The sequence below is a fragment of the Kitasatospora sp. NBC_01560 genome (genome assembly GCF_045208415.1).
Classification (GTDB): domain Bacteria; phylum Actinomycetota; class Actinomycetes; order Streptomycetales; family Streptomycetaceae; genus Kitasatospora.
Genome location: NZ_CP109364.1, coordinates 8,089,573 through 8,114,142 on the forward strand (window position 1 = coordinate 8,089,573; position 24,570 = coordinate 8,114,142).

18 protein-coding genes are annotated in these 24,570 nt (G+C 75.9%); 5 read left to right on the forward strand and 13 right to left on the reverse strand.

Features of this window, described 5'->3' with window-relative positions:
• Positions 1 to 210: 210 nt before the first annotated feature.
• The gene (locus OH807_RS35055) at positions 211 to 1,746 is read left to right on the forward strand and encodes a M1 family metallopeptidase (protein ID WP_406207524.1); all 1,536 of its coding nucleotides are present in this window, start codon (positions 211 to 213) and stop codon (positions 1,744 to 1,746) included.
• A gap of 138 nt (positions 1,747 to 1,884) precedes the next feature.
• On the opposite strand, the gene OH807_RS35060 is transcribed toward OH807_RS35055, so the two are convergent.
• Both OH807_RS35060 and OH807_RS35065 read right to left on the reverse strand, forming a co-directional pair.
• Positions 1,885 to 3,300, reverse strand: a complete 1,416-nt coding sequence (locus tag OH807_RS35060) for a condensation domain-containing protein (RefSeq protein ID WP_406207527.1) — start codon at positions 3,298 to 3,300, stop codon at positions 1,885 to 1,887.
• 258 nt (positions 3,301 to 3,558) lie between these two features.
• Positions 3,559 to 4,644, reverse strand: a complete 1,086-nt coding sequence (locus OH807_RS35065; protein ID WP_406207530.1) for a helix-turn-helix domain-containing protein — start codon at positions 4,642 to 4,644, stop codon at positions 3,559 to 3,561.
• A gap of 344 nt (positions 4,645 to 4,988) precedes the next feature.
• On the opposite strand from OH807_RS35065, the gene OH807_RS35070 reads away from it, so the two are divergent.
• Entirely contained in the window at positions 4,989 to 6,224 is a 1,236-nt protein-coding gene (locus tag OH807_RS35070) for a DUF4185 domain-containing protein (RefSeq protein WP_406207532.1), read from the forward strand.
• 167 nt (positions 6,225 to 6,391) lie between these two features.
• A complete protein-coding gene (locus OH807_RS35075) occupies positions 6,392 to 7,420 on the forward strand; it encodes an LGFP repeat-containing protein (RefSeq protein ID WP_406207534.1) in 1,029 nt (342 codons plus the stop codon).
• A 169-nt stretch (positions 7,421 to 7,589) separates the two neighbouring features.
• Here OH807_RS35075 and OH807_RS35080 read toward each other — a convergent pair whose 3' ends face one another.
• Positions 7,590 to 8,402, reverse strand: coding sequence for a class I SAM-dependent methyltransferase (locus tag OH807_RS35080; protein WP_406207537.1), 813 nt, complete (start codon positions 8,400 to 8,402; stop codon positions 7,590 to 7,592).
• A gap of 158 nt (positions 8,403 to 8,560) precedes the next feature.
• The gene (locus OH807_RS35085; protein WP_406207539.1) at positions 8,561 to 8,866 is read right to left on the reverse strand and encodes a hypothetical protein; all 306 of its coding nucleotides are present in this window, start codon (positions 8,864 to 8,866) and stop codon (positions 8,561 to 8,563) included.
• 446 nt (positions 8,867 to 9,312) lie between these two features.
• On the opposite strand from OH807_RS35085, the gene OH807_RS35090 reads away from it, so the two are divergent.
• The gene (locus OH807_RS35090) at positions 9,313 to 9,819 is read left to right on the forward strand and encodes a DinB family protein (protein ID WP_406207541.1); all 507 of its coding nucleotides are present in this window, start codon (positions 9,313 to 9,315) and stop codon (positions 9,817 to 9,819) included.
• Between the two features lie 64 nt (positions 9,820 to 9,883).
• On the opposite strand, the gene OH807_RS35095 is transcribed toward OH807_RS35090, so the two are convergent.
• The 6 genes from OH807_RS35095 to OH807_RS35120 form a co-directional block, all read right to left on the reverse strand.
• Positions 9,884 to 10,978: a MinD/ParA family protein gene (locus tag OH807_RS35095; protein WP_406207544.1), complete on the reverse strand. Its 1,095-nt coding sequence runs from the start codon at positions 10,976 to 10,978 to the stop codon at positions 9,884 to 9,886.
• Between the two features lie 342 nt (positions 10,979 to 11,320).
• Positions 11,321 to 13,219 carry an acyl-CoA dehydrogenase gene (locus OH807_RS35100; RefSeq protein ID WP_406207546.1) on the reverse strand — a complete coding sequence of 633 codons (1,899 nt, stop codon included), beginning with the start codon at positions 13,217 to 13,219 and terminating at the stop codon, positions 11,321 to 11,323.
• 337 nt (positions 13,220 to 13,556) lie between these two features.
• Entirely contained in the window at positions 13,557 to 17,312 is a 3,756-nt protein-coding gene (locus tag OH807_RS35105) for an ATP-binding protein (protein ID WP_406207549.1), read from the reverse strand.
• A 241-nt stretch (positions 17,313 to 17,553) separates the two neighbouring features.
• Positions 17,554 to 18,060: a hypothetical protein gene (locus tag OH807_RS35110; protein ID WP_406207551.1), complete on the reverse strand. Its 507-nt coding sequence runs from the start codon at positions 18,058 to 18,060 to the stop codon at positions 17,554 to 17,556.
• Positions 18,061 to 18,201: 141 nt separating this feature from the next.
• Positions 18,202 to 19,911 carry a CehA/McbA family metallohydrolase gene (locus tag OH807_RS35115; protein ID WP_406207555.1) on the reverse strand — a complete coding sequence of 570 codons (1,710 nt, stop codon included), beginning with the start codon at positions 19,909 to 19,911 and terminating at the stop codon, positions 18,202 to 18,204.
• 207 nt (positions 19,912 to 20,118) lie between these two features.
• Positions 20,119 to 20,970, reverse strand: coding sequence for an SMP-30/gluconolactonase/LRE family protein (locus OH807_RS35120; RefSeq protein ID WP_406207558.1), 852 nt, complete (start codon positions 20,968 to 20,970; stop codon positions 20,119 to 20,121).
• A 154-nt stretch (positions 20,971 to 21,124) separates the two neighbouring features.
• On the opposite strand from OH807_RS35120, the gene OH807_RS35125 reads away from it, so the two are divergent.
• Positions 21,125 to 22,087 (forward strand): polysaccharide deacetylase family protein, encoded by a 963-nt coding sequence (locus OH807_RS35125; protein ID WP_406207561.1) that lies wholly within the window; start codon positions 21,125 to 21,127, stop codon positions 22,085 to 22,087.
• Positions 22,088 to 22,133: 46 nt separating this feature from the next.
• Here the strand turns inward: OH807_RS35125 and OH807_RS35130 are convergent, their stop codons facing one another.
• Genes OH807_RS35130 through OH807_RS35140 form a run of 3 tightly spaced genes read right to left on the reverse strand, consistent with a single transcriptional unit; the run spans position 22,134 to position 24,569 of the window.
• Positions 22,134 to 22,592: a protease inhibitor I42 family protein gene (locus OH807_RS35130; protein WP_406207564.1), complete on the reverse strand. Its 459-nt coding sequence runs from the start codon at positions 22,590 to 22,592 to the stop codon at positions 22,134 to 22,136.
• Positions 22,589 to 22,960, reverse strand: coding sequence for a hypothetical protein (locus OH807_RS35135; protein ID WP_406207566.1), 372 nt, complete (start codon positions 22,958 to 22,960; stop codon positions 22,589 to 22,591). Before OH807_RS35135 ends, OH807_RS35130 begins: the two co-directional genes overlap by 4 nt.
• A 25-nt stretch (positions 22,961 to 22,985) precedes the next feature.
• Positions 22,986 to 24,569: a peptidoglycan-binding protein gene (locus OH807_RS35140; RefSeq protein ID WP_406207569.1), complete on the reverse strand. Its 1,584-nt coding sequence runs from the start codon at positions 24,567 to 24,569 to the stop codon at positions 22,986 to 22,988.
• Position 24,570 lies beyond the last annotated feature (1 nt).

A 24,570-nucleotide genomic window follows, 5' to 3' on the forward strand; every position in this document is an offset into this window, starting at 1 on the left:
GGCGGCACCGGTGGCGCTGGGCCTCGGCCGGGCGCCCGAGGGTGGTCCCGGGCGCCCGGCGCGGTGCCGCCGGACCGCGTGAAGCGGGCACGGCGGCGTCATGTCGGCCTGTTTCTTTTCATGAACATTTCATTCCGCAGGAGTGGGCCGGGGCCCGCCGGGACAGGGGTCTGTGCGACCCAACCGTCCCAGTGACCCTGGAGGACCACCGTGCGCAAGAGGCTGATCGTCTCTGCCGCCGCCGGCGCGCTCGCCCTGCTCCTGACCGTTCCCGCCTCCGCCGCACCGTTCGCACCCGGCGCGGCCGGGATCGGGGACCCGTACTACCCCACCGCCGGCAACGGTGGCTACGACGTGTCGCACTACGACATCCGGCTCAAATACCAGCCCGCCACCGACGAACTGGAAGGCACTGCCACCATCCTGGCCACCACCACCCAGGACCTCTCCCGGTTCAACCTCGACTTCGCGCTCAGTGTGAAGGAGGTCCTGGTCAACGGCAGGACGGCGAAGTTCGCCGCCACCGGGGAGTCGGAACTGGAGATCACCCCCGCCCGGCCGCTCGCCAAGGGCAGCCCGGTGACGGTCGTCGTCCGCTACGCCGACAAGCCCGGCAAGGTCGAGCGCGGCGGCTACTCCGCGTGGCTGCGCACCCCCGACGGCGGCGTCGCCGCCAACGAGCCGGAGGGCGCCGCCTGGTGGTACCCGAGCAACGACCACCCCACCGACAAGGCCACCTTCGACGTCTCCGTGCTGGTGCCCGACGGCACCCAGGCGATCAGCAACGGCATCCTCACCGGCCAGAGCTCCCAGGCCGGCTGGACCCGCTACAACTGGCGCCAGACCAAGCCGCAGGCGACCTATCTGGCCACCCTGGCGATCGGCAGGTTCGACCTCCGGACCGACACCACGCCCGGCGGGCTGCCGGTCGTCACCGCCTACAGCAAGGACCTCGGCGACAACGACGGCGCGGCCCGGGCCAGCGTCGAGCGCACCGGCGAACTGGTCGACTGGCTGAGCGGCTACTTCGGCCCCTACCCGTTCGACTCGATCGGCGGGTACGTGCCCAACGTCCCCACCGGCTACGCCCTGGAGACGCAGACCCAGATCTTCTACAGCCCCGCGCAGTTCTCCCGCGGCTCCAACACCTCCACCGTGGTGCACGAGCTGGCCCACCAGTGGTACGGCGACAGCGTCTCCGTCCAGCGCTGGAGCGACATCTGGCTCAACGAGGGCTTCGCCCGCTACTCGCAGTGGCTCTGGTCCGAGCACGAGGACGAGGGGACCGCGCAGGAGCTGGCCGACTACGTCTACGCCTCCTACCCGGCCGACAACGCCTTCTGGACGGTCGAGCCGGGTGACCCGGGGGCGGACCACCAGTTCTCCGGCGCCGTCTACGACCGCGGTGCGGTGGCCGTCCAGGCGCTGCGCAACACCGTCGGGGACGAGGCGTTCTTCCGGATCCTGAAGGGCTGGCCGACCGAGCGGAAGTTCGGCAACGCCGCCATCCAGCAGTTCCAGGCCTACGCCGAGAAGATCTCCGGGAAGCCCCTCGCGGAGCTGTTCAACACCTGGCTGTTCACGGCCTCCAAGCCGCCGCTGAACTCGGCGGGCGTGCCGGCCGCCGCGGCGCCCGCAGGAGTGGCCGGGCTCGCCCCGGGCGCCAAGGCCGGGCCGCAGGAGCCGAAGTCCTGGAAGAAGATCCAGGAGACCAACTCGGTGCACGACAACGGGCAGGCGCACTGACGGACGGCCCCGGGCGTGGCGCGGGCCGAGTGCGATCCGGGCCCGCTCCGGGGGTGGCCCGGCCTTCCGCGGGGTGCGGGAGGCCGGGCCACGCCGTGGCGCCGACGCCACGGCCCGGGCGCAGGCCCGGGGCGGGGCTCAGGAGCCGGTGGCGGGAGCGGTGCCGGCCAGGCCGTGGGCCTCGGAGAGGATCAACTCCTCGATGCCGCGCAGGAAGCGCTCCATCTTGGGGCGGGGGAGCACCGACCCGTCGGCCGTCATCGCGAGCTGGAGCGCGTCTGTGGTCTGAAGGGCGTCCAGGGCGTAGGAGAGGCCGGGGCGCGGCTCGAACTCCTTCGGCCAGCTGAGGGTGGTGCGGGCCGGGTCGAGCGTGCCGGTGCCGGTGCCGGTGCCGGTGTCGGTGTCGGAGCCCGGGCCGGCCGTGGCGCCGACGGGCGGAAGCAGGTCGCGGGTGTCGTTGAAGATGCACGACCGGTCCGCCGGCGGACCGGTCTCGGCCGTCAACCGCGCGATCTCCGCGTCCAGCAGGCGCTTGTTGAAGTACGCGTGCCGGTAGGTGGCGATCGACGCGGAGTGGGTCCGGCGCACGACGGTGCCGAACTCGTCGCCGGCGTCCGTCAGGTGGAGCAGCCCGTCGCCGGCCACCACGCTCACCGCGGCCGTCAGCCCCGGCAGGAAGCGGTTGTTCACGATGACCTGCAGCAGGGCCTCCGAGGAGCCGGCCAGCCGGGCCGTCATCACCGCGGCCGCCGCGAGCAGCACCGAGGAACTGCTCACCCGGTGCCCCTCCGCGACGACGTCCACCGCCCGCAGCAGGGCCGGGGAGTTCAGCACCGCGTGGGGGAACGGCTGCGCCGGCCCGGCCGCGTCCGCGGGGGGAAAGATCCTCGCCGGGCCCGAACGCAGCTTGCGCAGGGCGTGCGCCCGGGCGTTGGCATCGCGCCGCAGGCCGCGCCCGGAGGTCTGGAACGCCGCCTCCTCCAGCGGCTGCTGGGCGGGCCGGCGGGCCCGGATCTCCTCGGCCGTCCCGCCCAGCGAGAGTTCGGTGAGGTCCATGACCAGCCGGGCCATGCCCGCGCCGTCCACCGCCGTGTGCGCGAGGACGAGCGAGATGTGCCGGACGCGGCCGCCCGCCTCCACCAGGCCGACCCGGATGGGCCACTCGGTGGCCGCGTCGAACGGCAGCGCGGCGAGTTCGTCGTGCAGCGCCGCGCCCGCCCCGGCGAGCTCGGCCGGCTCGTCGGCGCAGTGCCGGGTGTGCACGGGCAGCCGGCCGGCCGGGTCGACGGTCTGTCGCAGGCCGCCCTCGCCGTCCGGGTGGAGCCTGGTGTGCAGCGAGTCGTGCAGGTGGAGCAGGTCGGTCAGCGCGCCGAGGACCACCGGCACCGGCAGGCCCGGGTCCAGCGGGGCGGCCGTCGTGATGTTGTAGCGCGGCGCGTCGGCGGGCGACAGCCGGGCGACGGCGTCCCAGACGGCCTGTTGGCCCCAAGTGGCCGGACCGGTACCCGACCGGCCGGATGCGAGGGTGATCTCCAGCTGCTGACTCGTGGTCACCGTGTGCCTCTCCGATGTGCGGTTCTGGGCCCGGTGCGTGGCGGCGCGCTGCGTGGCGGCGTGGTGCAGGGTGCCTGACGCAGGGCGTGCCGGACGGCCGGGCGGGGCGGGAGGTGCGGTGGGAGCGCGGGTGCCGCCTGGTGTGCCTGGTGTACCTGGCACAAGAGTGTGGCGCACCGCCCCGGTCGCGTCGAGCCTCGGCGCCGGGTTGCCGCCCCGCCTCCGCCCGCCGGTGCCGGCGCCGTCGGGGACGGTCGGTCAGGGGCTGCCGGGGGTCCGGCCCGGCGCCGGCCGGTATGCCGCCAGCTCGGCGCGGACCTCGTCCAGGTACGGCCGGATGCGCTGGAGGGCCTCGTCCTGCCGCTGCACGATCCAGGTGGCGGTGCGGTAGGCGGCGGCGAGGTTGACCGCCGGGTCGCCGGGAACGCCCTCCAGGTCGGGGGCGATGGCGCAGAGCATCCGCCCCAGGGCCGGGATGGAGTCCTCGGGGCTGAACGGCGGCGTGGGCACGGTGTTCTGGCGCTCGGGCGGCAGGTAGTGCCGGAGCACCCGAGGGGTCCAGCGGGCGATCCCGAACTCGTCGTTCGCCGGGTCGCTGAGCATCGGGTCGAAGCCGCTCTCGGCCTGGAGCATGGCGGCGACCAGGGCCGGTGAGACCCCCGGGAAGTCGCAGGTGGTGCCGGCCTGGACGATCAGGTGCCGGTAGCGCGGCGGGATGCCGGCGTCGGTGCGCAGCCAGCGGGCGTCGTCCTGGAGGCCGACGGGTGCCATCGAGTCGCCGGGGACGAACGCGCCGAAGGCCATCACCACGGCGGCGGCCGCGGCGACCAGGCCGGCCCGGCGGCGCAGCGCGGGCCGGGCGCCCGGGCCGGTGGTGCGGTGGCGGCGGAAGGGGCGCCTCCGGCGGGGTGCGGGCGGCCCGTCGGGTTGCGGGGGTTGCGGGGGTTGCGCGGGCGCCGTGCCGGGCTCCACTTCGGGCTCCGTGCCGTGGGGTTCGGCGCAGGGTTCGGCGGGTGGCCGGGTAGGCGGAGCGGTCCCGGGGCCGGGGTCGGTGGCCCCGGTGGCCGGCGGAGGGCTGGTGCTCAGGTCGTGGGCGAGGAGCCGGCGCTGCTCCCAGGCGTCCGGATCGCCGCCGCAGGCCGTCACGAAGGCGGCCAGCACGGCGGCGCTGGGCAGCCGGCGCCCGTCGGCGGCCGCGGCCAGGGTGGACGCCGAGTAGTGGGTGCGGGCCGCGAGCTGACGGTAGGACGGGCTGCCCGCCCGGCGTCGCAGCTCCCGCAGTCCGTGGGCGAACCGGGGCACGGGGCCCTGCTCGGGATCAAGGGGTTGTTCCTGCCGTCCCACCGCGCGTTCCTCTCTGTCCGGGGATGGTCGGGGCCTGTCCGGGGCCTGTCCGGCCGGCTTCGTCCGAGGCGGGGGCCGGCGTTGTCCGGTGGTTGTCCGGGAATTGTCCGACGAGGTCGGCGCGTCGTGACGGGACGCCGCGCGACCGGTTTGATGGACTCCGTCACACGCCGTTGACGGACCGTCACGTCAGGGCGGGCCGGGCACGGACCCGGCCGCACCGGGCTTGCTCGCTCGCGCCATGACAACCATCCAACCCGGCCGGCTGCGGCGGGGCGCGGCTTTCCCGCCATCCGGCCTGTGCAGTACTTCACACCCTCACCATCCCTTCCGGAGGATCGCCGATGTCCGTCCCGACACACCCGGACCGCCCCGAGCCCACCCGCCGTACCGTCCTCAGGGCGGGCGGCGGCCTCGCCCTCGGGGCCGGGCTGGCCGGGGTCGCCGCCGGCGCGGCGGCGCAGCCCGCCGCCGCGGCACCGCGCGCCGCCGCCCTCGCGTCCCAGCAGGGCACTCCGCTCTGCGACCAGGCCGGGGACTCCGCCGCCGCCCAGGGCCTCGGCTCCAGCGACCTGGGCATCCCCTACTACCGGGAGCACGACGGCACCTGGGGCTACGTCTTCGGTGACACGTGGTCCGGGATGCAGCAGTACGGCGACTACCTCGGCTCGCCGGTGATGCTGGCCCAGGGCAACTTCGACGCCTCCGGCGCGACGCCGATCTCGTTCACCTGGGCGATGCCCACCGGCGGGCAGGCCGGGCAGTTGTTCGACTACCGCACGCGGGCGGACAACGGGCACGGCTTCGAGATCAGCCGGATCCCCAACGACTGCATCGAGTTCGGCGGCCGCACCTACCTCCAGTACACCTCCGTGTACACCTGGGGCGGCCCGGACGACCCGGTGCTGGAGCCCGGCCACGACGGCTCGCTGATGTCCGGCGTCGCCTACTCCGACGACTTCGGCGTGACCTGGCACGACTACCCCTACCACTGGGCCGGCGACCACCAGGGCGCGAACCAGTCCATGTACGGGATGTGGTCCTTCGCGGGCATCGACCCGGACGGCTGGCTCTACATCTTCTCCAAGCGCTGGAACGGCAGCCACATCAACACGGCCGACGGCGGGGCGATCCAGCTGTTCCGGATCCGGCCGGACGACTTCCGGGCCGGGAACTTCGGTGCCCAGCAGAACTGGGCCTACACCAACGGCTCCTGGCAGTGGACCAGCGCCGCCCCGCCCTCGGTCATCCTCCAGGGCAACAACATCGGCGAGTTCTCGGTCAAGCGCATCGGCGGCACGTACTGCATGAGCTACTTCGACGTGACCGACTACTCGATCAGCACCCGCACCGCGTCGCGGCCGGACGCCGTCTGGAGCGCGCCGAAGCCGCAGGTGGTCGGCAACAACACCTGGCCGCCGAACCACTGGGGCCGGCCGCAGGTGCCGAACCTGTACGGCGGCTACATCCACCCCGGCAGCGCGAGCCCGGCCTCGCTCACCCTGATCGTCTCGCAGTGGCCCGGCGGGCTGCACCAGCCGCCTTACTGGGTCCGGCAGTTCGACGGCATCAACCCGTAGTGGCCAGTACCCGGGCCCGGGCCGCCGCTCCGTGCGGCGCCCGGGCCGACCTCCGGCCGATCCCGGGCCGGCCCCCGATCCGGACCCGATCCGGGCCCGGGCCGGCGCCCGATCCGGCGCCCGATCCGGACCCGATCCGGACCCGATCCTGACCAGGAAGGAGCACGATGACCGGCACCCCCGTACGCCGCGCGAGCGCCACCCTCGCGGCCCTGCTGCTCGCCGCGGCGGCGACCGCCCTGGGCGGCCCGGCCCGCGCGCAGGAGTCGCGGCCCGTCGTCCCCGGCCCGCTGGGCCACGCCGCCCCCGCCACCCTGTACTGCGACATCCCGCCGGACCGGGACATCGCGGTGACCCGCAAGGTCTACGAGGTCGGGCAGCGGATGAACGTGTCCGACAAGGTCATGCTGGCCGGCTTCGAGACCGGCTGGGTCGAATCCCGGATGAACAACCTGGACTGCGGCGACCGGGACTCCCTCGGCGTGTTCCAGCAGCGCCCCTCGATGGGGTGGTGTACGCCCGTCCAGTGCCTCGACGTCGACTACGCGGCGAGCCGGTTCTTCGAGGTGGCCCTGCAGATGGAGCCCGACCACGTCGGGAGCAGCGCCGGCGTGCTCGCGCAGGCCGTCCAGCGGTCGGCCTACCCGGAGCGGTACGACCAGGCGGAGGGCACCGCGCAGGACCTCCGGGGCGAGGCGTTCCGGCCCTACGGCACGATCGGGGCCAAGTACGACGCCCTGGGCGGGCCCGGCGGCCCCCTCGGCGAGCCCGTGCGGGCGGAGGAGGCGGCCTCGCTGGGCGGTCGGTTCCAGCTCTTCCGGAACGGGATCGTGCTGTGGCACCCGGATGTGGCGTACGCGGTGTACGGGGACATCCTGACGGCGTTCTGGGGGTCGGACGCGGAGCGGCGGTGGGGGTTCCCGACGATGGACGAGGCGGATGCCTCGCGGGCTCCGGACGGGACGCGGGGGCGGTACCAGTTCTTCGAGCGGGGGTTGTTCCTCTGGTCGGCGCGGACGGGTGCGCACGTGGTGCACGACGCGATCTACGACGCGTTCCACGCGGGTGGTCACGAGAGCGTGCTGGGCTATCCGACTTCGGAGGAAGTGGACGAACCGGGCGGGCGGGTGCAGCACTTCCAGAACGCCACCATTCACTGGAGCCCCGCCCGGGGCACCTGGACCACCGGGCCGTAGCCGCGCGGCCGTAGCCCGAGCGGCCGCGGTGTCGGGTCGGGACGTCGGGCGGGGTGCCGGGCCGCGGTGTCGGGTCGGGGTGTCTGGCCGCGGTGTCGGCGGGGCGGGGGCGGGCGGCCCGGCCGGAGCCCGTCCGCCGCCCGGTCCGTCCGCCGCCGGGGGCCGGCCGTCAGGGGCGGTCGGCGGTGACGAGGTGGTAGTCGAGCAGGCCGCTCGTCCAGGCGGCGTGGAAGTTGCGCCGCCAGTGGCCGGGCGGGAGGGTGTCGGCCAGGTAGCCGTCCAGGCCGGGCCAGACGTCGGCGCCGATCGACTCGGCGGCCACGTCGACGAAGCCGGCCTCCGCGAGGTCGGCGGTGAAGGCGTCGAGCGGGTGGGCGACGTCCAGGCCGTCGGCGAAGCCGGCGAGCAGGATGCTCAGCCGCTCGGCGACCTCGGCGCCGGGCGCGGAGAGGAAGGTGGCGACCGCCAGCCGGCCGCCGGGCTTCAGGACCCGGGCCGCCTCGTGGGCGAAGCCCGTCAGCCCGCGGAACTGCTGGGCCGCCTCCACCGAGAACACGCCGTCCAACGATCCGTCCGGGAAGGGGAGTTCGTCGGCGGCGCCGAGGGTGTAGGCCAGCCGGTCCGGGAACGTCGCCAGCGCCCGGGAGTTGACCGCCCGGGCGCGCTCGACCTGGTCCGGATGGATGTCCACCCCGGTGACCGCGGCGAACCGGAACTCCCGCAGCGCCAGCGCCGCGCCGGAGCCGAGCCCGCAGCCCACCTCGGCCAGCCGCAGCCGCTCGGCCGGCCCCGGGAGGGTGCCCAACACCCGCCGGTACAGCTGCTCCTGGCTGCGGATGCGGTCCTCGGGGCTCGGCGGGGCGGCGTCGATGCCGTGCCAGTCGCCGAAGTTGCTGAAGCCGCCGGCCGAGCCGGCGGCCGTGGCCGGATCACCTGCACCGTAGGTCTGTCGTACGGTGGCCGGAATGCGGTGGTGGTTCATGGGGTGTTCGGTCTCCTCCCGGGATGCCGCCCGGGGTCACTGCCCGGGCGCGCCGCGGTACGTACCCAAACCGGATTGCGGGCGAACACCACGTCCGGGTGGATTCTGCGGGCGGCGGCGCGTGGGGGAGGGGGTGCGGGGAGGGGCGGAGCGGCTGCTCAGAGCAGGGTCTGCTGCCAGTCCCAGGCGGTCACCGTGGCCCGGACCGGGTCCAGGGTGGCGCCGCGGCGGCGGGCGACGGAGGTGGGGTCGCCGGTCCGGCGCAGCGCCTCGTGCAGGGCCTCCCGCTCCGACGGGGCGCGGACCGCGCAGATCTGCCGGCCGCGCTCGCGCCCGTTTTCGCTGCCGTCCGCCATGGGGATCTCGACGATCCACAGGGGGGCGGCCCGCCAGGCCCGGTCCGGTGGCGTGGCGAGGGGGGTACGGCCTCGCGCGCGGCTCGGGTCGGAAGTCACAGCGTCCACGGATGGCACCGCCTTTCGGGGGCTCCTCCGGTCGCTCGCGGAGAGTGACCGGCAGAAGGCCTTCTGTTGCTCCAGTGCGTCGTACCGGATTCGGACGGTACGGCCCCCTGTTGCACTGGCGGTCCGGCCATCTAAACCTCCCCCCGGGCCTGCGTCAATGGTCTAGGCCATTGCGACCGGGGTGACCTGGGCGGCACGGCGTGTCGCCCGCGTGTCCTGCGCGCGCCGGAAGCCCGCCGGGCCTGGGCCGACCCCCGCGAACGGCTGCGCAGCGTCATGGCGGCGGCACCCGCTGTACGGCCCGGCCGGGGTCGGGCCGGGCGGCCGCGGAGAACGCAGTGGACAGCCGGGGCGGGGAGCGGCTAGAGCTACTGGTCGGTACCCGAGGTACCGGACGGGAGGCGGCGTCGGAGGGCGCCGTCACCGGGGAGGACGGGAGAGACCAGATGGCCACCGAACGGATTGCCCCGCCGCTGACCGGGGGCGAGCGGGAGACGCTGCGCGCCTTCCTCGACTTCCACCGGGCGACGCTCGCGATGAAGTGCGACGGCCTGAGCGACGAGCAGTTGCGGTTGCAGTCCAGCCCGCCCTCCACGCTCTCGCTGCTCGGACTCGTCCGGCACATGGCCGAGGTCGAGCGGACGTGGTTCCGCCGGGTGATCGACAAGGAGGACATCGGCCTCGTCTGGTCGCCCGAGGGTGACTTCCAGGCCGCCTACGACGCCGTCGACGCCGACCGGGCCGAGGCCTTCGCGGTCTGGCAGGCCGAGGTGGACCACGCCCGGCGGATCGAGCGGGAGGCGGAGTCGCTCGACGTGACCGGCTACATGCCGAGGTGGGAGGCGGACGTCTCGCTGCGGCTGGTCATGCTGCACCTGATCCACGAGTACGCCCGGCACAACGGGCATGCCGACTTCCTGCGCGAGTCGATCGACGGCGAAGTGGGGGCGTAGCGGCGGGCCGTCGAGCGGTGCGGTGGGCGGCACCGGGAGCGGTGCCGCCCGCCGGCCCGGGGCTTCACCAGCCGGTGGGGCGGCCGGCCCGCCAGAGGTCGGAGCAGACCAGGGCGGCCAGCTCCCGGACGGCCGCGCGGGTGCGGTGGGCGAGCCGGTCCGGGTCGAAGCCGCCGCCCGCGGCGAGGTGCTCGTCGCACGGCAGCTCCACCACGCCCCGGCAGCGGGCGCCGAAGTAGGCCCGGAGATCGGCGGAGTTGACCAGCCGGGTGGCCCCGCGCACCGACGAGATCGCGGTGACCGACCGCCCGGCCAGCTCGCCGTAGCCGTGGGCGTGCAGCCAGTCGAGGGTCGCGGCCGCGCTGCCGGCGCCGTCCACGCTCGGCGTGGTGGCGACGATCACCTGGTCGGCCAGGTCGAGGACGCCGCGCATCGGAGCGTCCAGCAGGCCGGTGCCGGCGTCGGTGATCGTGAGCGGGTAGCACTGCGCGAGGCGGCCCACGACGGCGCGGTAGTCGGCCTCGGTGAGCGTGCCCGGCCGGTCCGCTCCGGCGAGCACGGCCAGCCCGCTCGCGGCCGGTGACAGGTAGCGGGCCGGGTCGGCGGCCGCCGCGGAGCCGGCACCGGGCCCGGTGCCGGGCGCGGGCGCGGCGCGGAGGGCGGCGGCGAAACCGGGCAGTCCGCCCGGCGCCCGGTGGTGGACCCGGCGGCCGAGCGATCCGGCGTGCGTCCCCGCCTCGACCGCCACCACCGGCTCGCCGCGCTCGGCGGCGAGCAGCGCACCCAGCGCCAGTACGACGGAGGCCCGGCCCGTCCCGCCCTTCGCGCCGATCACGGCGATCCGGTAACTCCCGTGCAGCGGTGACCGGATGAGGCGCAGCTGTTCGCGGCCGTGGCGCTCGACGGTGCGCAGCCGGTCCAGCACGCTGCGACGCCGCACGGCGGCGGGCGGGGCTGCGGGGGCGGGCGCTGTGGCGGGGGCGGGCGCTGTGGCGGGGGAGGGCGCACCGGAGGCTGCGACCTGCGCGGCGGGCACGGGCATCCGCGGCGGGAGCACCGGTGTCGCCGGCCGGCGTGGCGGAAGTGACGGCAGCGGTGGCAGGAGCCGGGTGCCGAACGGGTCGAGGGACAGGGCGGGGGCAGGGTGGACGGTCCTCACGAGGTCTCCTTCGGCTGCGGTCGGCGGCGCGCGCTCCACCCCGGACTACGGGGCTGCGGCGCAGGTCAGTTCACTGGTCCGTCCACTGGTCCGCCGGCCACGGCCGGGCTGAACCGGGCGCGCCAGCCGCGCCGTGGACGGTGCGGCGGGTTGCGGCGACCGGCCGGACCGGGGCGGGGTGCCCTGCGCGGATCCGGAGGAGCGGGGCGGCCGGAGCACGGTCGGGCAACGGTCGTGACCGACCTCGCGCACACCGGTGGCGAGGCCTGCCGGGGCCGATGCCGGTCCGCTCGGCGGGCGGCGCGGCCCGGCGTGGAAGCACACCGGGCCGCGCCGCCGTGCTCAGGTGCCGGCGCCGGCCGGGGTCGCCGGGTGCCAGTGCGCCCACGGGTCGTCGAAGGCCTGCTGGTAGCCCGGGCCGGCGATCGGGCGGGTGGCCAGGACCTCCTCCGGCAGGTCGAAGGCGTCGGCCAGCCGTCGGCCGTCGTCGACCAGGCCGGCCATGGCCTGCTCGACCAGGTCGGGCAGCCCGGCCACCTGGTCCGCCGTCAGGAGGCCCGCGGCCAGCAGCGGCCCGCTGTGGGTCTCGACCCGGCGGAGCGCGAAGAGCCGGTGCAGGCCGAGCAGCAGCGTGCGGGCCTGCGGGTCGGCCGCGCGCCGGGCGGTGGCGAGGAGTTCGGCGCCGGCCGAGCGTTCGGCGTGCGCGGTGACGGCGGCCAGGGCGGCCGGCGAGGCGTGGTTCCAGCGGCGCAGGCCGTCCCCGGGGGGAGCCTGCCGCAGCCGGGTGCGGGCCCGCGCCAGGTGGAGCTGCTCGGCGGCGCCCAGCAGGGACAGCAGGACGGCCGGATCGCCGACGTCCCCGACGTCCCCGACGTCCCCGACGGGCGCGGCGGCCGGTGAGGCCGGTGCGCTGTGCAGGAGTTCGGCGCCGGCCTTGGCCCAGAGGGCGAGGTTGTCACCCTCGGCGGTGATCGTCCCCTCGATGTCGGAGGCCAGCGAGACGATGCCGTTGACCGGCAGCAGGCCCTGGGCCCCGCAGCGTTCGCGGCACTCGATGATCAGGCTGCGGGCCTGCCAGGTGATCCAGCCCTTGGCGACGGCGGCCCGGCGTTCCGCGTCGGCGACGTCGGCCGGGTCGTCGGCGTCCCGCCCGGCCCAGCGGTCCACCGCGGCGCGGTGCAGGGCGGTCATGGCGTACGCGGTGGCGAGCGCGTCGAGCAGCGGGCCGTGGTGGGTGCGGTGGGCCCAGACCGGGATCCGGCGGTCCGGGCGGGAGCCCGTCACCTCGCGGTGGTGGGCGTAGCGGACCGCGGTGGTCAGGGCGGTGCGGGCGGCGCCGATCGCGCTCGCGCTCATGCAGAGCTTGCCGAGGGTGACCCGGCCGATGCTGGTGAGGAAGCGTTTCCGCTTGCTGCCCAGGGCGCTGGTGAAACTCCCGTCGGGGCCGAACCGGCCGTGATCGCCGGTCAGCATCGCCTGCCGGGGGAGCACCACCTCGTCGAAGGAGGTGAGGCAGTGGTCCACCGGACTGCCGGGGCGCAGCGGCAGCGGACGGACGGTGACGCCCGGCAGCGGGCCGGACGCGTCGCTCAGTGGGGTCAGGAAGAGGAAGATCCCGTGGTCCCGGCCGTCGGCCAGCAGCCGGGCCGCGACCACGGCGGACTTGGGGCCGCCGGCGGGACCGGTGTTCGGCATGAACTTCTGCGCGCCGGCGTCCGGGGTGTGCAGGGTGAAGGTGCGGTCGGTGCGGTCGTAGACGGCGGTGGTCCGCAGCGCGGTGGCGTCGTTGCCGTGGCCGAGCTCGGTGCAGAGGAAGGTGCCGATCCGGTCCATCGCGAGGAACTCGTCCAACGGCCGCTTCTCGTGCGGTTCGTGGTCGAGCAGGCTGCCGAGGAAGAGGTTGTAGTGGATCCCGGCGAGCACGGTGAGCGCACCGTCCACCGGGCCGGTCCATTCGTGCAGGGCGGTCAGCAGCTGCGGGTCGGTGGCGAGGCCGGCGGCGTCGGTCGCGTCGTTCACCAGCCGTAACCGCCGGTAGGAGGCGGCGGTGCGGTCCGCCGCCCCGGCGGTGTGGTCGGTGTGCATCCGGGGGTCGCTGATCAGCCGGCGCCACGGGGCGTGGACCCGTGCGCGGTCGGGGCCGAAGAGCAGCGCGGTCAGCTCGGTGGTGGTCGCATCGGTGGCAGGGGGGCACGATTCGTCCGCCGTGGGGGCGGTGCGGCTGCCCGGAATGATCGTCATGAGCTGATCAATGGACCGAGGGCGCCAGGGGAAACGGTTCTGTGATCAAGATCACCGAGGGTGTCCGGACGGATACGGGGGAAGGTGGCCCCGGAATCCGGTGAACCGTTCGCGGTCGGCCGGACGTAGTCCAGGGTGGCGGCAACGCCACCGGCGCCCGACCCCCCGTGCGGGCGCCGGTTCCGTTTCCGGAGGTGTCGTGGCCGTTCCCGGCCCGGCCGGCGGCTGCGTCGGGGTCGGTGGAGCCGCCGGTGCGGCCATCCCCGCCGCCGTCACCCGCCGCCGTCACCCGCCGCCGTCACCCGCCGCCGTCACCCGTCGTCGTCACCCGTCGTCGTCACCCGTCGTCGTCACGCATGGCGTTCAGGGCCGAGCCCCAGTGCAGGTACTCCTCCGCCTCGGTGAGCCTTCCGAGCGCGAGCAGGCAGCGGACGAGGTTGGCCACCGCGCCGAGCGTGCCCTCGACGTCCCGGAGGTCGCTGTAGGCGGCCACCGCATCCTGGTGGGCGTGGGCGGCGGCCGGGACGTCACCGCACTCCTCCAGGGCCAGTCCCAACCAGGTGCGGGTGAGGGCCTCCTGTCCGAGGTCGCCCAGCGCCCGGTAGCCGTCCGCGGTGGCCCGCAGCCGGGGCACCGCCTCCTCGAAGCGGCGCAGCTCGGCCAGGATGCAGCCCCGGGCCAGGCCGACCCGGGTCCGGAGCTCCGCCGTCTCCGTCTCTGCCGCCTCCGCCTCCGCCTCCGACGAAATGCCCGCCCGGAGCACCTCGTCGGCCCGGGCCAGTACGTCGAGCGCCTGCTCCGGGCGTCCGGCGTCCATCAGCGCGATGCCGGTCATCAGCAGCGCCTCCGCCTCGGTCCCCGTGTCCCCCGCAGTCCGGGCGAGGCCGGCCGCGGTCTCCAGCGGGGCGAGGGCCCCGAGCGGATCACCGGTCTCGCACAACGCCGTCCCGATCGTCAGGAGGAGCGGCAGCCGGGCGGCGTCGTCACCGAGGCGGGCGTGCAGGGCTTCGGCCCGCACGGCGAGGTCCAGGACCTCGGCCGACGGGTGGTGCGGTCCGAGCGCCGCCATCAGGGCGCCGAGGGCCGAAGCCTGCTCGGCAGGGGAGCCGTTCGTGTCGAACACCTCCAGGGCCTCGCGGGCCGGGAGGACGGCCTCCTCCAGCCGCGCCGCGGCGACGAGTGCCCGCGCCAGGTTGAGCTGCGCCCGGCCGAGCCGGGCGGGATCGTCGGACCGCCGGCAGAGGGCCACCGCCTCCTCGGCCAGGGGGACCGCCGCCTCCGGCCGGTCCGCGGCGAGGTAGACGGCATGGTTGGTCAGGGCGTCCGCCCGGCCCTGCTGGTCCCCGGCGGTGGTGAACGCCCCGATCGCCGTGCTGATCGCGTCGACGGCCTCGGCCACCCGCCCCGAACTCCACAGGACGGTGGAGAGGTTGGTCAGGGCGGTGGCCCGGCCCCGGTGGTCGCCCAGCTCCCGCAGGGTTCCGGCGGCCTCGCGGTGGGCGGCGATCGCCTCCATGGTCCGGCCGGCCCCGTGGAGGTCCTGGCCGATATGGTCCAGTGCCTTCGCCGCCAGGTTGAGGTCACCGGTACCGAGGCTGAGCGCCCGGGCCCGTTCGTGCGCTGCCAAGGCCCCGGCCGCCTCCCCGGCCTCGGCCAGGCTGTTGCCGAGGTTCAGCCGGGCGACGGCCTCGCCCCGGCGGTCGTCTGCCCGGCGGAAGGTCTCGGCCACCCGGCGCTGGACGAGCAGCGCCTCGGCCACCTCGCCGACGGCCCGCAGGGCCGTGCCGGTGAAGCCGAGCAGCATCGTCGCGGTGCTGTCGTCGACCTGCCCGTCCTCGGCCGCGCGGGCCTGCTCGGAGAGGCGGAGCCAGGTGCGGTGGCGGCGCTGGAGGTGCAGGTACGGGAACAGCGCGAGGCTGAACGCGACGCCGGCGGCGGGTGCCCGGAGCGGGGTCAGGAGGAGGTTGAGCTGCTCGGACTCCAGCCACTCCAGGGCCTCGGTGCGGTCCGCGAAGGCTGCCGACCGTGCGTCCGGCGCGCGCGGGTCCACGTGGGTGTTGGCGGCGAGCAGGCTGTCCAGGTAGTGGCGGACCAGCCGGTCGAAGGCGGCGTCGCGCTCTGCGGCGGGGCAGTCCCGGTACAGGCGCCGCGCCGCGTACAGGCCCACCAGGTCGTGCATCCGCCACCGGCCTGGCGTGCCGGCCGGGCGGATCAGGTGCGCCCGGGCGAGCGCCCGGAGCTCGCGGGTGACGACGCGCTCGCTGCGGCCGGTCAGGGCGGCGGCGGCCGTGGCGGACAGCTCCGGGCCGGGGTTCAGTGGGAACAGGCGGAACAGGGTGGCGAGGCCGTCGGACAGGTGCAGGTAGGAGAGGTCGAAGGCGGCGGTGACGCCCCGGCCCTCGCGCTCCAGTTCGTCCAGACGGTGCCGGTCGTCCTCCAGGGATTCGGCGACGGCCGCCGCCGGGAGGCCCGGCTCCTCGGCGAGCAGCGCGCCGACGATCTGCAGGGCCAGCGGCAGGCGTTCGCACCGGGCGATGATGCGTGCCACGGCGGCCGGGTCGTCGTCGATCCGGGTGTCGTGCCCCGGCGCACCGGGCCGCCCGCTGCGCCGCAGTACGGACCGCAGGACCTCGGCGGCCGCGCCGGGGGAGAGGACGTCGAGGTCGACCAGGGGGGCGCCCAGCTCCGCGAGCACCTTCTGCGACGTCACCAGCGCGGCGTGGACGGCGCCGGCGGGGAGGAGCGGCCCGGCCGTTGCGGCGTCCGCCACGTTGTCGACGACCACGAGGATCCGCTCGCCGGCGGCGGCGCGGGCGTCGAGCACCGACGCGTACAGCCGGGTCCGGTCCTCCGGCGCGGGCGGTACCGCCTCCGGTGGCACACCCAGCGTGTGGAGCAGCACGCCCGCGGCGTCGCCGGTGGAGAGCCGGCGCTCGCGGTCGTAGCCGAGCATGTCGACGAACAGTACGCCGCCGGGGAACCAGCCGGGGCGGTCCAGCACCCGGTGGGCGACCTGAAGGGCGAGCTCGGTCTTCCCGACCCCGGCCATGCCGGTCAGCACGGTGAGCGGGAGGGGCCGGCCGGCGTCGGGGGCCAGGCCGGCCACGATGCCGTCCAGCTCGTCCGTCCGGCCCTCGAACGTGGTCGAGCGGGCGGGCAGGCCGTATCGCGGGGCCGGGGGCGGCGCCCAGGGCGCCCGGGCGCCGGTGGGCCGGCCGGCTCCGGCCGCCGGGGCCGGTCCGTGCGGGCCGGCCTCCGGCGCGAGCAGGCCGTCCACGTCGCGGCGGAGCAGGCCGAGGTCGACGTGTGCCGCAGCCGGTCCGTACGCGGCGGCGAGCACCTCCAGGCGGTCCCGGAGCCGCACCGCACCGGCCGCGTCGCGGCCGCGTGCGATCGGCATCAGCTGATCGAGCACGGCGTGCCAGTCGCTCTCGTCCGGGGGCTCCAGCCGTGACGGGAGCACCACCAGGCGGGAGAGCAGGCCGAACACCGCACGGCGGACGGCCCGGTCCGCCACGCTCCCGTCGCCGCCCGCCTCGTTGCCCCGGTGGCCGTTCCCGTCCTCGTCCCGGTCGCCGGGGAGCCCCGGCAGGGCGCCGGCCACGAGACGGCCCAGCAGGCCGAGTTGGGTCCGCAGCGGGGCTTTGAACTTGCCCGGCGTACCGAGCAGGGTGAAGAAACCTGCCTCGTCGGCCTGCATGCGCGCCAGGTGCGCGAGGCCGGCGAGCCGGTCCGCGGCCGGCTGGGAACCGGCCACCGCGACAGCCACCCGGTGCGGCGCGGCCTGCAGCAGCTGGGCGACGAGCTGCAGACTCTTCGGATCGCCGGCGCCCAACCGGGGCGCACGCCGGACGGCGACCAGCAGCTCGGCCGCGTCGTCGGGCCCGCCCGGCCCGGCGGCCCGCAGGACGAGGTCGTCGACGGCGTACTGCGGTGCCTGCTGGAAGAGCACGCCCGTCAGCGTGCGGTGCTCGCCGAGCCCGGGCGCCGGGCAACCGGTCAGCAGGCGCGCCAGGCAGACGGCCGCGAACCGGCGCTCGAACGTGACACCCCCGCCGCCCGTCGCGTACGGGCTCGCGCCCACCGCCGTCACCGGGCCTCCGGGCGACCGGGCCGGTCAGCGGGGCGCCGCACGGCGGAGCGGCGCAGGCCGGGCCCGGCTGTCAGGAAGGGGCGACCGCTCGGCCGCCCACCGCAATGAGGAGTTCGCACGGGCCCGAGCATGGCACCCGGCACTGACATCGGGGCCCTGACCGTCCGGGGCCTGACGATCGGGCCCTGACGATCGGGCCCTGACGATCGGGGCGGGGTCGAGGCCGGGGCGGCCCCGGGGTTCACCAGCCCAGCAGGAACGAGCGCTGCGCCAGGCCAGCGAGCACGGCCTCCGCCGTCCGCTCCGGGGCCACCGGTTCGGCGTCCACCGCGTGCCGCTCCAGCGGGCCGGGCGCGGCCGGGGTGCCCGGCGAGCGCAGCACCACGTAGTGCAGCGCCGCGCCGGTGGTGCGGCTCTCCCGGCGGAAGGCGTCCAGGGCGGTCGGTCCGACCGCCGCCTCCACCACCACCTGGTACCCGCCGGTGGCGAAGGCGAACGCGGCCTGTGCAGTGGCCGCGAGGGCCGTGGTGTTCTGCCGCCGGGCCTCCGGCAGGTGCGCCGGGACGTACCCCTGCCGGACGGCCCGCTGGAAGTCCTCCGCCCGCAGGTGGACGCTCGGTTGGAGGGCGTCCGCCAGCAGGGGTGCGACCGTGCCGCTCCCGGCTCCGGCCGGGTCGGCGAGGACGACGACGCCGCCGGCGCCCCGTCCGCCACCGATCTCCGGCCCACCTACGGTCGTACGGTTCACGGCTGCTGATCCCTTCGCGGGCCGGGGACGGACGGGTGCCGGGGCGATGCCGGCCCGGGTGCGGACAGCCGAGCGTCTCGTCCCTACGACTGACTGCTGTCGGAGATCAACCTAGTCCACCGCGGCACCCCGAGTCCTCCCCTACCGGTCCTCGGACTGCTCCCCGGCCGGGCCGGCCGGCTGCCCTTCCGGGCAGAGCACGATCGGGTTGGTGAGTGCCGCCATCGGCCCCCACGGGAGCTCCGGGCCCATCGCGTTGCCGCGGCCCGGCGTGCCGTCGGCCCGCGGGTGGCGGACCTCGGCCCGGACGAACGCGGCCAGCGAGGCCGTCGTGCGCCAGACCACCGTGCCGGCGCCGCCCGCGGGCAGCGACTCCTGGTGCAGCTGGCCCTCGTCGGTGAGCAGGCGGACCGTCCCGCCCGGCACGCCGGAGACGTCGAGCCGGACGTCCACCGGCGCGTCCGCGGGGACGGTGAGCCGCTCGCCGATGCCCGCCTGCCGGCCGTGCCCGGTGGCGGTGAGGTCGAGCCGGACGCCCGCCGATTCGGCCAGCCAGCTGCGGCCCGCGCGGAGGCCGTCGAGGATCGCGTCGCGGGTGAGGTCGTCCGCCCGGACGACGGTGTGGGGGGAGCCGATGACCTGCGGGTCGCTGTGCGCGTCACTGTTGCCGACGGCCGGCAGCCAGGAGCGCCCCTCCCGCAGGGCGACGGCGAGTTGGGCGTCCCAGCTGTCCACGGCCGACTCGTCGTCGTACGTCCAGGGTCCGTTCCAGACCTCGACCGCGTCGGCGTCCTGGTAGCCGAACTTCCACTGGCAGGCGACGTACGGGCAGTACGGGTGGGCCGGCACCACCAGGCCGCCCTGCCGGCGGACCTGCCGGGCGAAGCGCGGGAACGCCTCGTCCCGGGAGCGGTACCGCCAGTCGACGAACTGGCCCGGCCGCAGGCCCAGGGCCAGCCAGTGGCCGTTGCGGGTGGTCACCTCCTCGCCCGGCACGATCAGCAGGTCCGGCCCGGCCAGCGGGCCCCAGACCCCGTGCGAGGACGTGGTGTTGTGGTCCGTCGAGACGATGAAGTCCAGCCCGGCGGCCCGGGCCCCGGCCGCGACCTCGGCCGGCGTGCGGCGGCCGTCGGAGTGGACGGTGTGCAGGTGGCAGTCGCCCCGGTACCAGGCGCGGCCGCGGCCGCGGGCCCGCTCCGGCGGGTAGGCGGGCGTGAACTCCGGCCCGGGGGCGCCGAACCGGAGCGTGACCGTGACCCGGTAGTCGAGCCCCTGCGGCGCCACCTGGTACGGGCCCAGGGCGATGTGCCACGTCCCCCGGCGGATCGGGCCGGGCAGGTAGCCGGGCGTCGCGCCGCCCCGGGACACGGTGAAATCGGTGCGGAACCCGCCCGACCAGCCGCGGAACCCGCGCCCGCCGAGGTCGGTGCCGCGCTCGTCGAACAGGCCGATGTCGCACGAGTTGCCGGGCGTGCCCGGGGGCACCGGAGGCTTGTCGTAGCTGTAGGAGACGGCGATCTCCCGTACACCGTCCGGTACTTCGAACGGCAGGTAGACGAAGTCCGGTGCGCCGGTGGGGAGGTGGCCGGTGAGGGTGACCGTCCGGTCGGGAGCGGGCGGCCCGGCCGCCGCACCGCCCGGGTCGGGGGCACCCGGCGTACCGGTGGCGCCGCTCGCGCCGGCCAGCCCGGCGGCGGCCAGGCCGAGCGCGGTGACGGCCCCGGTGACCAGGCCGGTGCGGAGCAGACCGCGGCGGTCGACCAGCGGCTCCCGGCCGGGCTGTTCGACGGGCCGCGGCTCGGGCTGCGGGCCGGGTGGGCGGGCGGGCTGCGGATCGTCGCGGTCGGTCATCGGTGCCTCCGGTGGTGGGCGCCGGCGGGCGGACTCCCGGCCGGCTCGCCCGCCTCCCTACCCGCGCCGGTGAACCCGGGGTGAGCCGGGCCCCACCGGCGTACGGCGGGCCGGTGAAAGGGGCCGGGCGGCCGGATCGCCGGCCGGGCCGGCGGGGCGAGCGGGGCCGGCGGGGCGAGTGGGGCGAGCGCGGCAGGGGCGGGGCGGTCAGGCGGCTCGGGGGGCCGCGGCCGGGACGTCCACCGGCACGGCCAGCACCTGCCCGGTCCGGGTGCCCTCCGGCGGTGGCCACTCGGCGGCGGTCACGAAGAGCGTCCGCCCGTCCGGGCCGCCCAGCGCGCAGGAGAAGCACCCCCGGTCGAACCCGACCCGTTGCAGCACCTCGCCGCCCTCGCGGACCCGGACGCAACAGCGGCCCGGCACGTCCGCGAACCAGATCGCGCCCTCCGCGTCCAGGCTGATCCCGTCCGGCGCCGATCCGGGCACCTCCGCCCAGACCCGCCGGTCCGTCAGGCCGCCGTCGGCCGCGACGGTGTACGCCGTCAGCCGGCCCGCGTACGACTCGGCGACGATCACCGTGGTGCCGTCCGGGGTCACGGCCATCCCGTTGGGGAAGGCGAGGCCGTCCGCCACCCGCCGCACGGCGCCGTCCGGGGTGACCAGGGCGATCAGCCCCGGCCCGGGTGTCTCGCCGCCCATCAGGTCGAACCCGATGCAGTTGACGTACGCCAGGCCGCCGGGGCCGACGGCCACCTCGTTCCACGGGCGGTCGCAGACCGGCCGGAGGTCCGCGAACGGGGCGAGGGCGCCGTCCGCCTCCCGGCGCAGCAGCCGGCGGTCGCTGCCGGCCACCACCAGCAGGCGGCCGTCGGGGGCGGGCAGCCAGTCGATGCAGAACGGGAAGGCGGGCACCCGCTCGGCGACGGTGGCGGTGCCGTCCGGGCCGACCGTGAGCAGCTCCTGCGCGCCCCAGTCGCAGACCCAGAGCCGGCCGTCGTGCCAGCGGGGGGACTCACCGAGGGCCAGGCCGGTGAGCAGCGGGGCGGGGCTGTCGGGCATGGGTGCTCCCTGCGCAGGGGTGCCGGGGGACGGGCTGCCGGGGCGGCGGCCGCCGGGACGGGGGCCGTTCCGGCGGGGTGCGGTTGCGGCGGGTGACGATCGATCGGTTCATAGAAACAGATGATCGGACGGTCTGACATTTGCGGAGGTGGGCATGTCGCTGACTCGGCGGACCCTGCTGCTGGTGGCGGCGGGCGGCGCCCTGGCGGGGTGTCAGGCGGCGTTGCGGCCCGCCGAACGGGTGACCGGGGTGGCACCCGGTGCCCCGGCGGGGCCCGGCGCAGAGGCCCCCGCAGCTGTGGCCCCCGGTGCAGAGGCCCCCGGACCGGCGGCAGCCGCCCCGGCGCCGGAGCCGGGCCCCGAACCCGCCCCCTCGGCCACCCCGGCCCCGGCCCCCACCCTCGCCCCGCCGATCGCGCGGGCCGAGGTGATGGCCCGCTACGAGGGCGTCGAGCCCACCGAATGGGGCCTGGACACCACCGGCGTCATCACCGAGCTGCCCGCCGGCCGGCAGGCCACCGCCCTCACCTTCGACGGCTGCGGGGGGCCCGGCGGCTCCGGCTACGACGCCGACCTGATCGACCTGCTGCGCGCCCACGACGTGCCCGCCACGCTCTTCCTCAACGCCCGCTGGATCGACGCCAACCCCGCGGAGTTCGAGAGCCTCGCCGACGATCCCCTGTTCGAGATCGCCAACCACGGCACCCTGCACCGGCCGCTCTCCGTCACCGGTCGTTCCGCCTACGGCATCGCGGGCACCCGCGGGATCGGCGAGGCGTACGACGAAGTCGCCGGAAACCTGGCCAAGCTCACCGCCCTGCTCGGCCGGCCGCCCCGCTTCTTCCGCTCCGGCACCGCCCACTACGACGACGTGGCGACCCGGATCGCCGGCGATCTCGGCCAGCTGGTCGCCGGGTTCGGCGTCAACGCCGACGGCGGCGCCACCCTGACCGCCTCCCAGGTCCGGCAGGAGGTGGCGGCAGCCCCGCCCGGCGCCGTTGTCATCGCCCACCTGAACCACCCGGGCGGCGGAACGGCCCCCGGGTTCGCCGCCGCCCTCCCGGCCCTGCTGGCCGCCGGCCGCCGCTTCGTCCGGCTCTCGGACGTCCTGGGCTGAGCCGCGCGACCGGCCCGCGGGCTGCCCGCGGGCCGGTCGGGGTGTCCTACGCCCGTACCTCCACGGTGTACGTACGGTCGGGGTGCTCGGGCGGTGTACCGGCCGGCGGGGCCATCGGCCGGTCGGCGGACCGGTTGTGCAGCGTGATCGTCGCCCGGCCGGCGTCCTGGGCCCGGAAGACGAAGTAGTAGTGGCCGCCGGAGCCGAACACGCCGTCGCCGGAGACCACGCCGAGGTTCTTGACGAACTCGGCGCCGGTGGCCCGGACGGCGGCGGCGTCGGCCCCCGGGGGTGCCACCTGCCAGCTGTCGCCCCAGGTCGGGTGGGCGGTGACCTCGATCGAGAACAGCTGCCCCGGCTTGACGGTCAGCGGCCCCGAGTCGGCGGTGAAGACCGTGCCGTGGTCGAGCCGGCCCCGGGTCAGCAGGTGGACGCCCGCCGCCCCCGCCGCCACCACGAGGACCAGCACGCCGGCCAGCGTCAGCAGGATCCGTCGCCGCGTCATGACCGGGCCTCCCGCGTGGTGAGCCGCAGGGCGAGCACGGCGGCGACGGCCTCCAGCCAGCGGGCGACCAGCAGATCCCCCGAAGGGTCCCGGACGACGAGGGCGGCCGCCTCCAGCCACCCCCGGGCGACCGGCGCCGCCGGGCCGGGCAGTGGTTCGGGCAGGGCCGCCGCGAACCGGGTGCCGCCGGCCGTGACCACCTCGCCGAGGAAGACCAGGGCGCGGGGCAGGACGCCGAGCCGGTCGCAGGTGATGGCGGCGGCCACCGCGCCGTCCCCGAACAGGGCCGAGCGGTGCGTGCCGTCCGCCGGAAGGCCGAAGCGCAGCAGGACTTCGACGTCGAGCGCGGCCAGCAGGCTGTCGCTCATGGAGTGCGGGGTGCTCACTGCGGCCTCACTTCGGGAGCTGGACGTGGTCGGCGACGGGCATGCCGCCACCGGCGGCGGCACCCTCCATGCGGTTGTTGACGAAGTCGTCCTCGCTGACCCAGACGGTGTAGCCCCAGGGGTTGTAGATCTCCAGCTGGTCACCGCGGTGCGCGATGATCATCATCTGGTGGCCGTCCGGGCGGAACCAGGTGTCCTCCTTGACGCCGACCGGCACCGGCTTGCCCTGGTCCACCGCCGCCTCGACCTCGGCGAGGACGTCGCGGCGCTGCTCGGCGTCGTCCTTCAGGTCGACGGTGCGGTAACCGGCGCCGGTGTGCTTGCCGATCTCGTCGTCGGCGACGTCCTTGGAGTCGCCGTCGGACATGCCGTCCTGCCAGCTGCCCCACCAGCTGCGCTCGTCGTAGACCCGGTTGGTCTCCTTGTCCCAGCGCTCCTTCGCGGCCTGCCCGTTGTCGAACTTCGGGTCGCCGGGGTGGCCGCCGGTGGTGAGCTGGAACGCGAACAGCGGGTCGACCGTCGCGCGGGCGGTGACCGTCGAGGCGGCGACGCAGGTCGGGTGCTGGCCCTGGCCCCAGGCGACGCCCCCGTAGCCGGTGCCGGCCTTGTCGGTGGAGACGGAGTCGAGCTGCACCGGGGAGATCCGCTGGGCGAGCCAGTTCGGGTCGTCGCCGTGCTCGTGGATCTGCGCGCCGAAGGCCTTGACCTCGTCGTAGCTGTGCCCGGCTGCCAGCGCCTTCATCAGGTAGGCGCGCTCCTCGGGGGACTTCGCACCCGCCAGGAGCTCGTCGAACCGGGCCCGGTCGGCGTCGCTCATCCGGTCCATGAACTGGCCGGCCCGGGTCACGTCGTTGGCGGTGAGGATGGCGCCCGCCTTGTCGTAGCCGGCCACCGAGGCGTCGACGAGGACCAGCTTGTCGGCCGCGCCGAGCCCCTTGTTCTTGAACTTCCCGGCCAGGGCCTTGCCCGCCAGGGCGTTCAGTTCGCGGGCCGCGGCGCGTCCGGCGTCCTCGGCCTTCACAGCCGCGTCGTGCACGGACTTGATGCCGTCCTTGGCCTTGGCGTGGGCCGTGTGCATCTTGTCGTCGTCCCAGTGCACCGGGTCGGGTGCCCCGCCGACGGTGATCTCGTGCAGCAGGCCGAGCGCCTCCCGCAGCGGTGCGTCACCCCGGCCGTGCAGGGTCTGCGCCTCCTGGAGGGCGCTCGCCAGTGCCTTGAGGTGGTCGCGGCCCCGGGCCAGGCTGTCGCGGCAGCGCAACAGGTCGTCGCCGGAGGCGTGGACCACCTCGGCGGCCTTCTCGCCGACCTGGCCGGTCCAGGCCTCCGGCAGCCGCTCGGACGCCGTCCGGGCGACCTCCATCTGCACCTCGTCGAGCCGGCCGGAGGCCGCGTGGTAGGCGGCGGCCAACGCACCCAGCCGCCCTGGGTCCCCCTTCGGGGCGTCGAGCTGGAGGGCGTCGTGCACGGCGTACTTGAGGTCGCCGGCGCCCCACATCCCGTGCGAGGAGTCGATGGTCTGCTTGAGCCGTTCGACCTGCTGCCGGTGGTTGCCCGGGTCGATGCCGAACGGGTGCGCGTCGTGGTCGGGCACC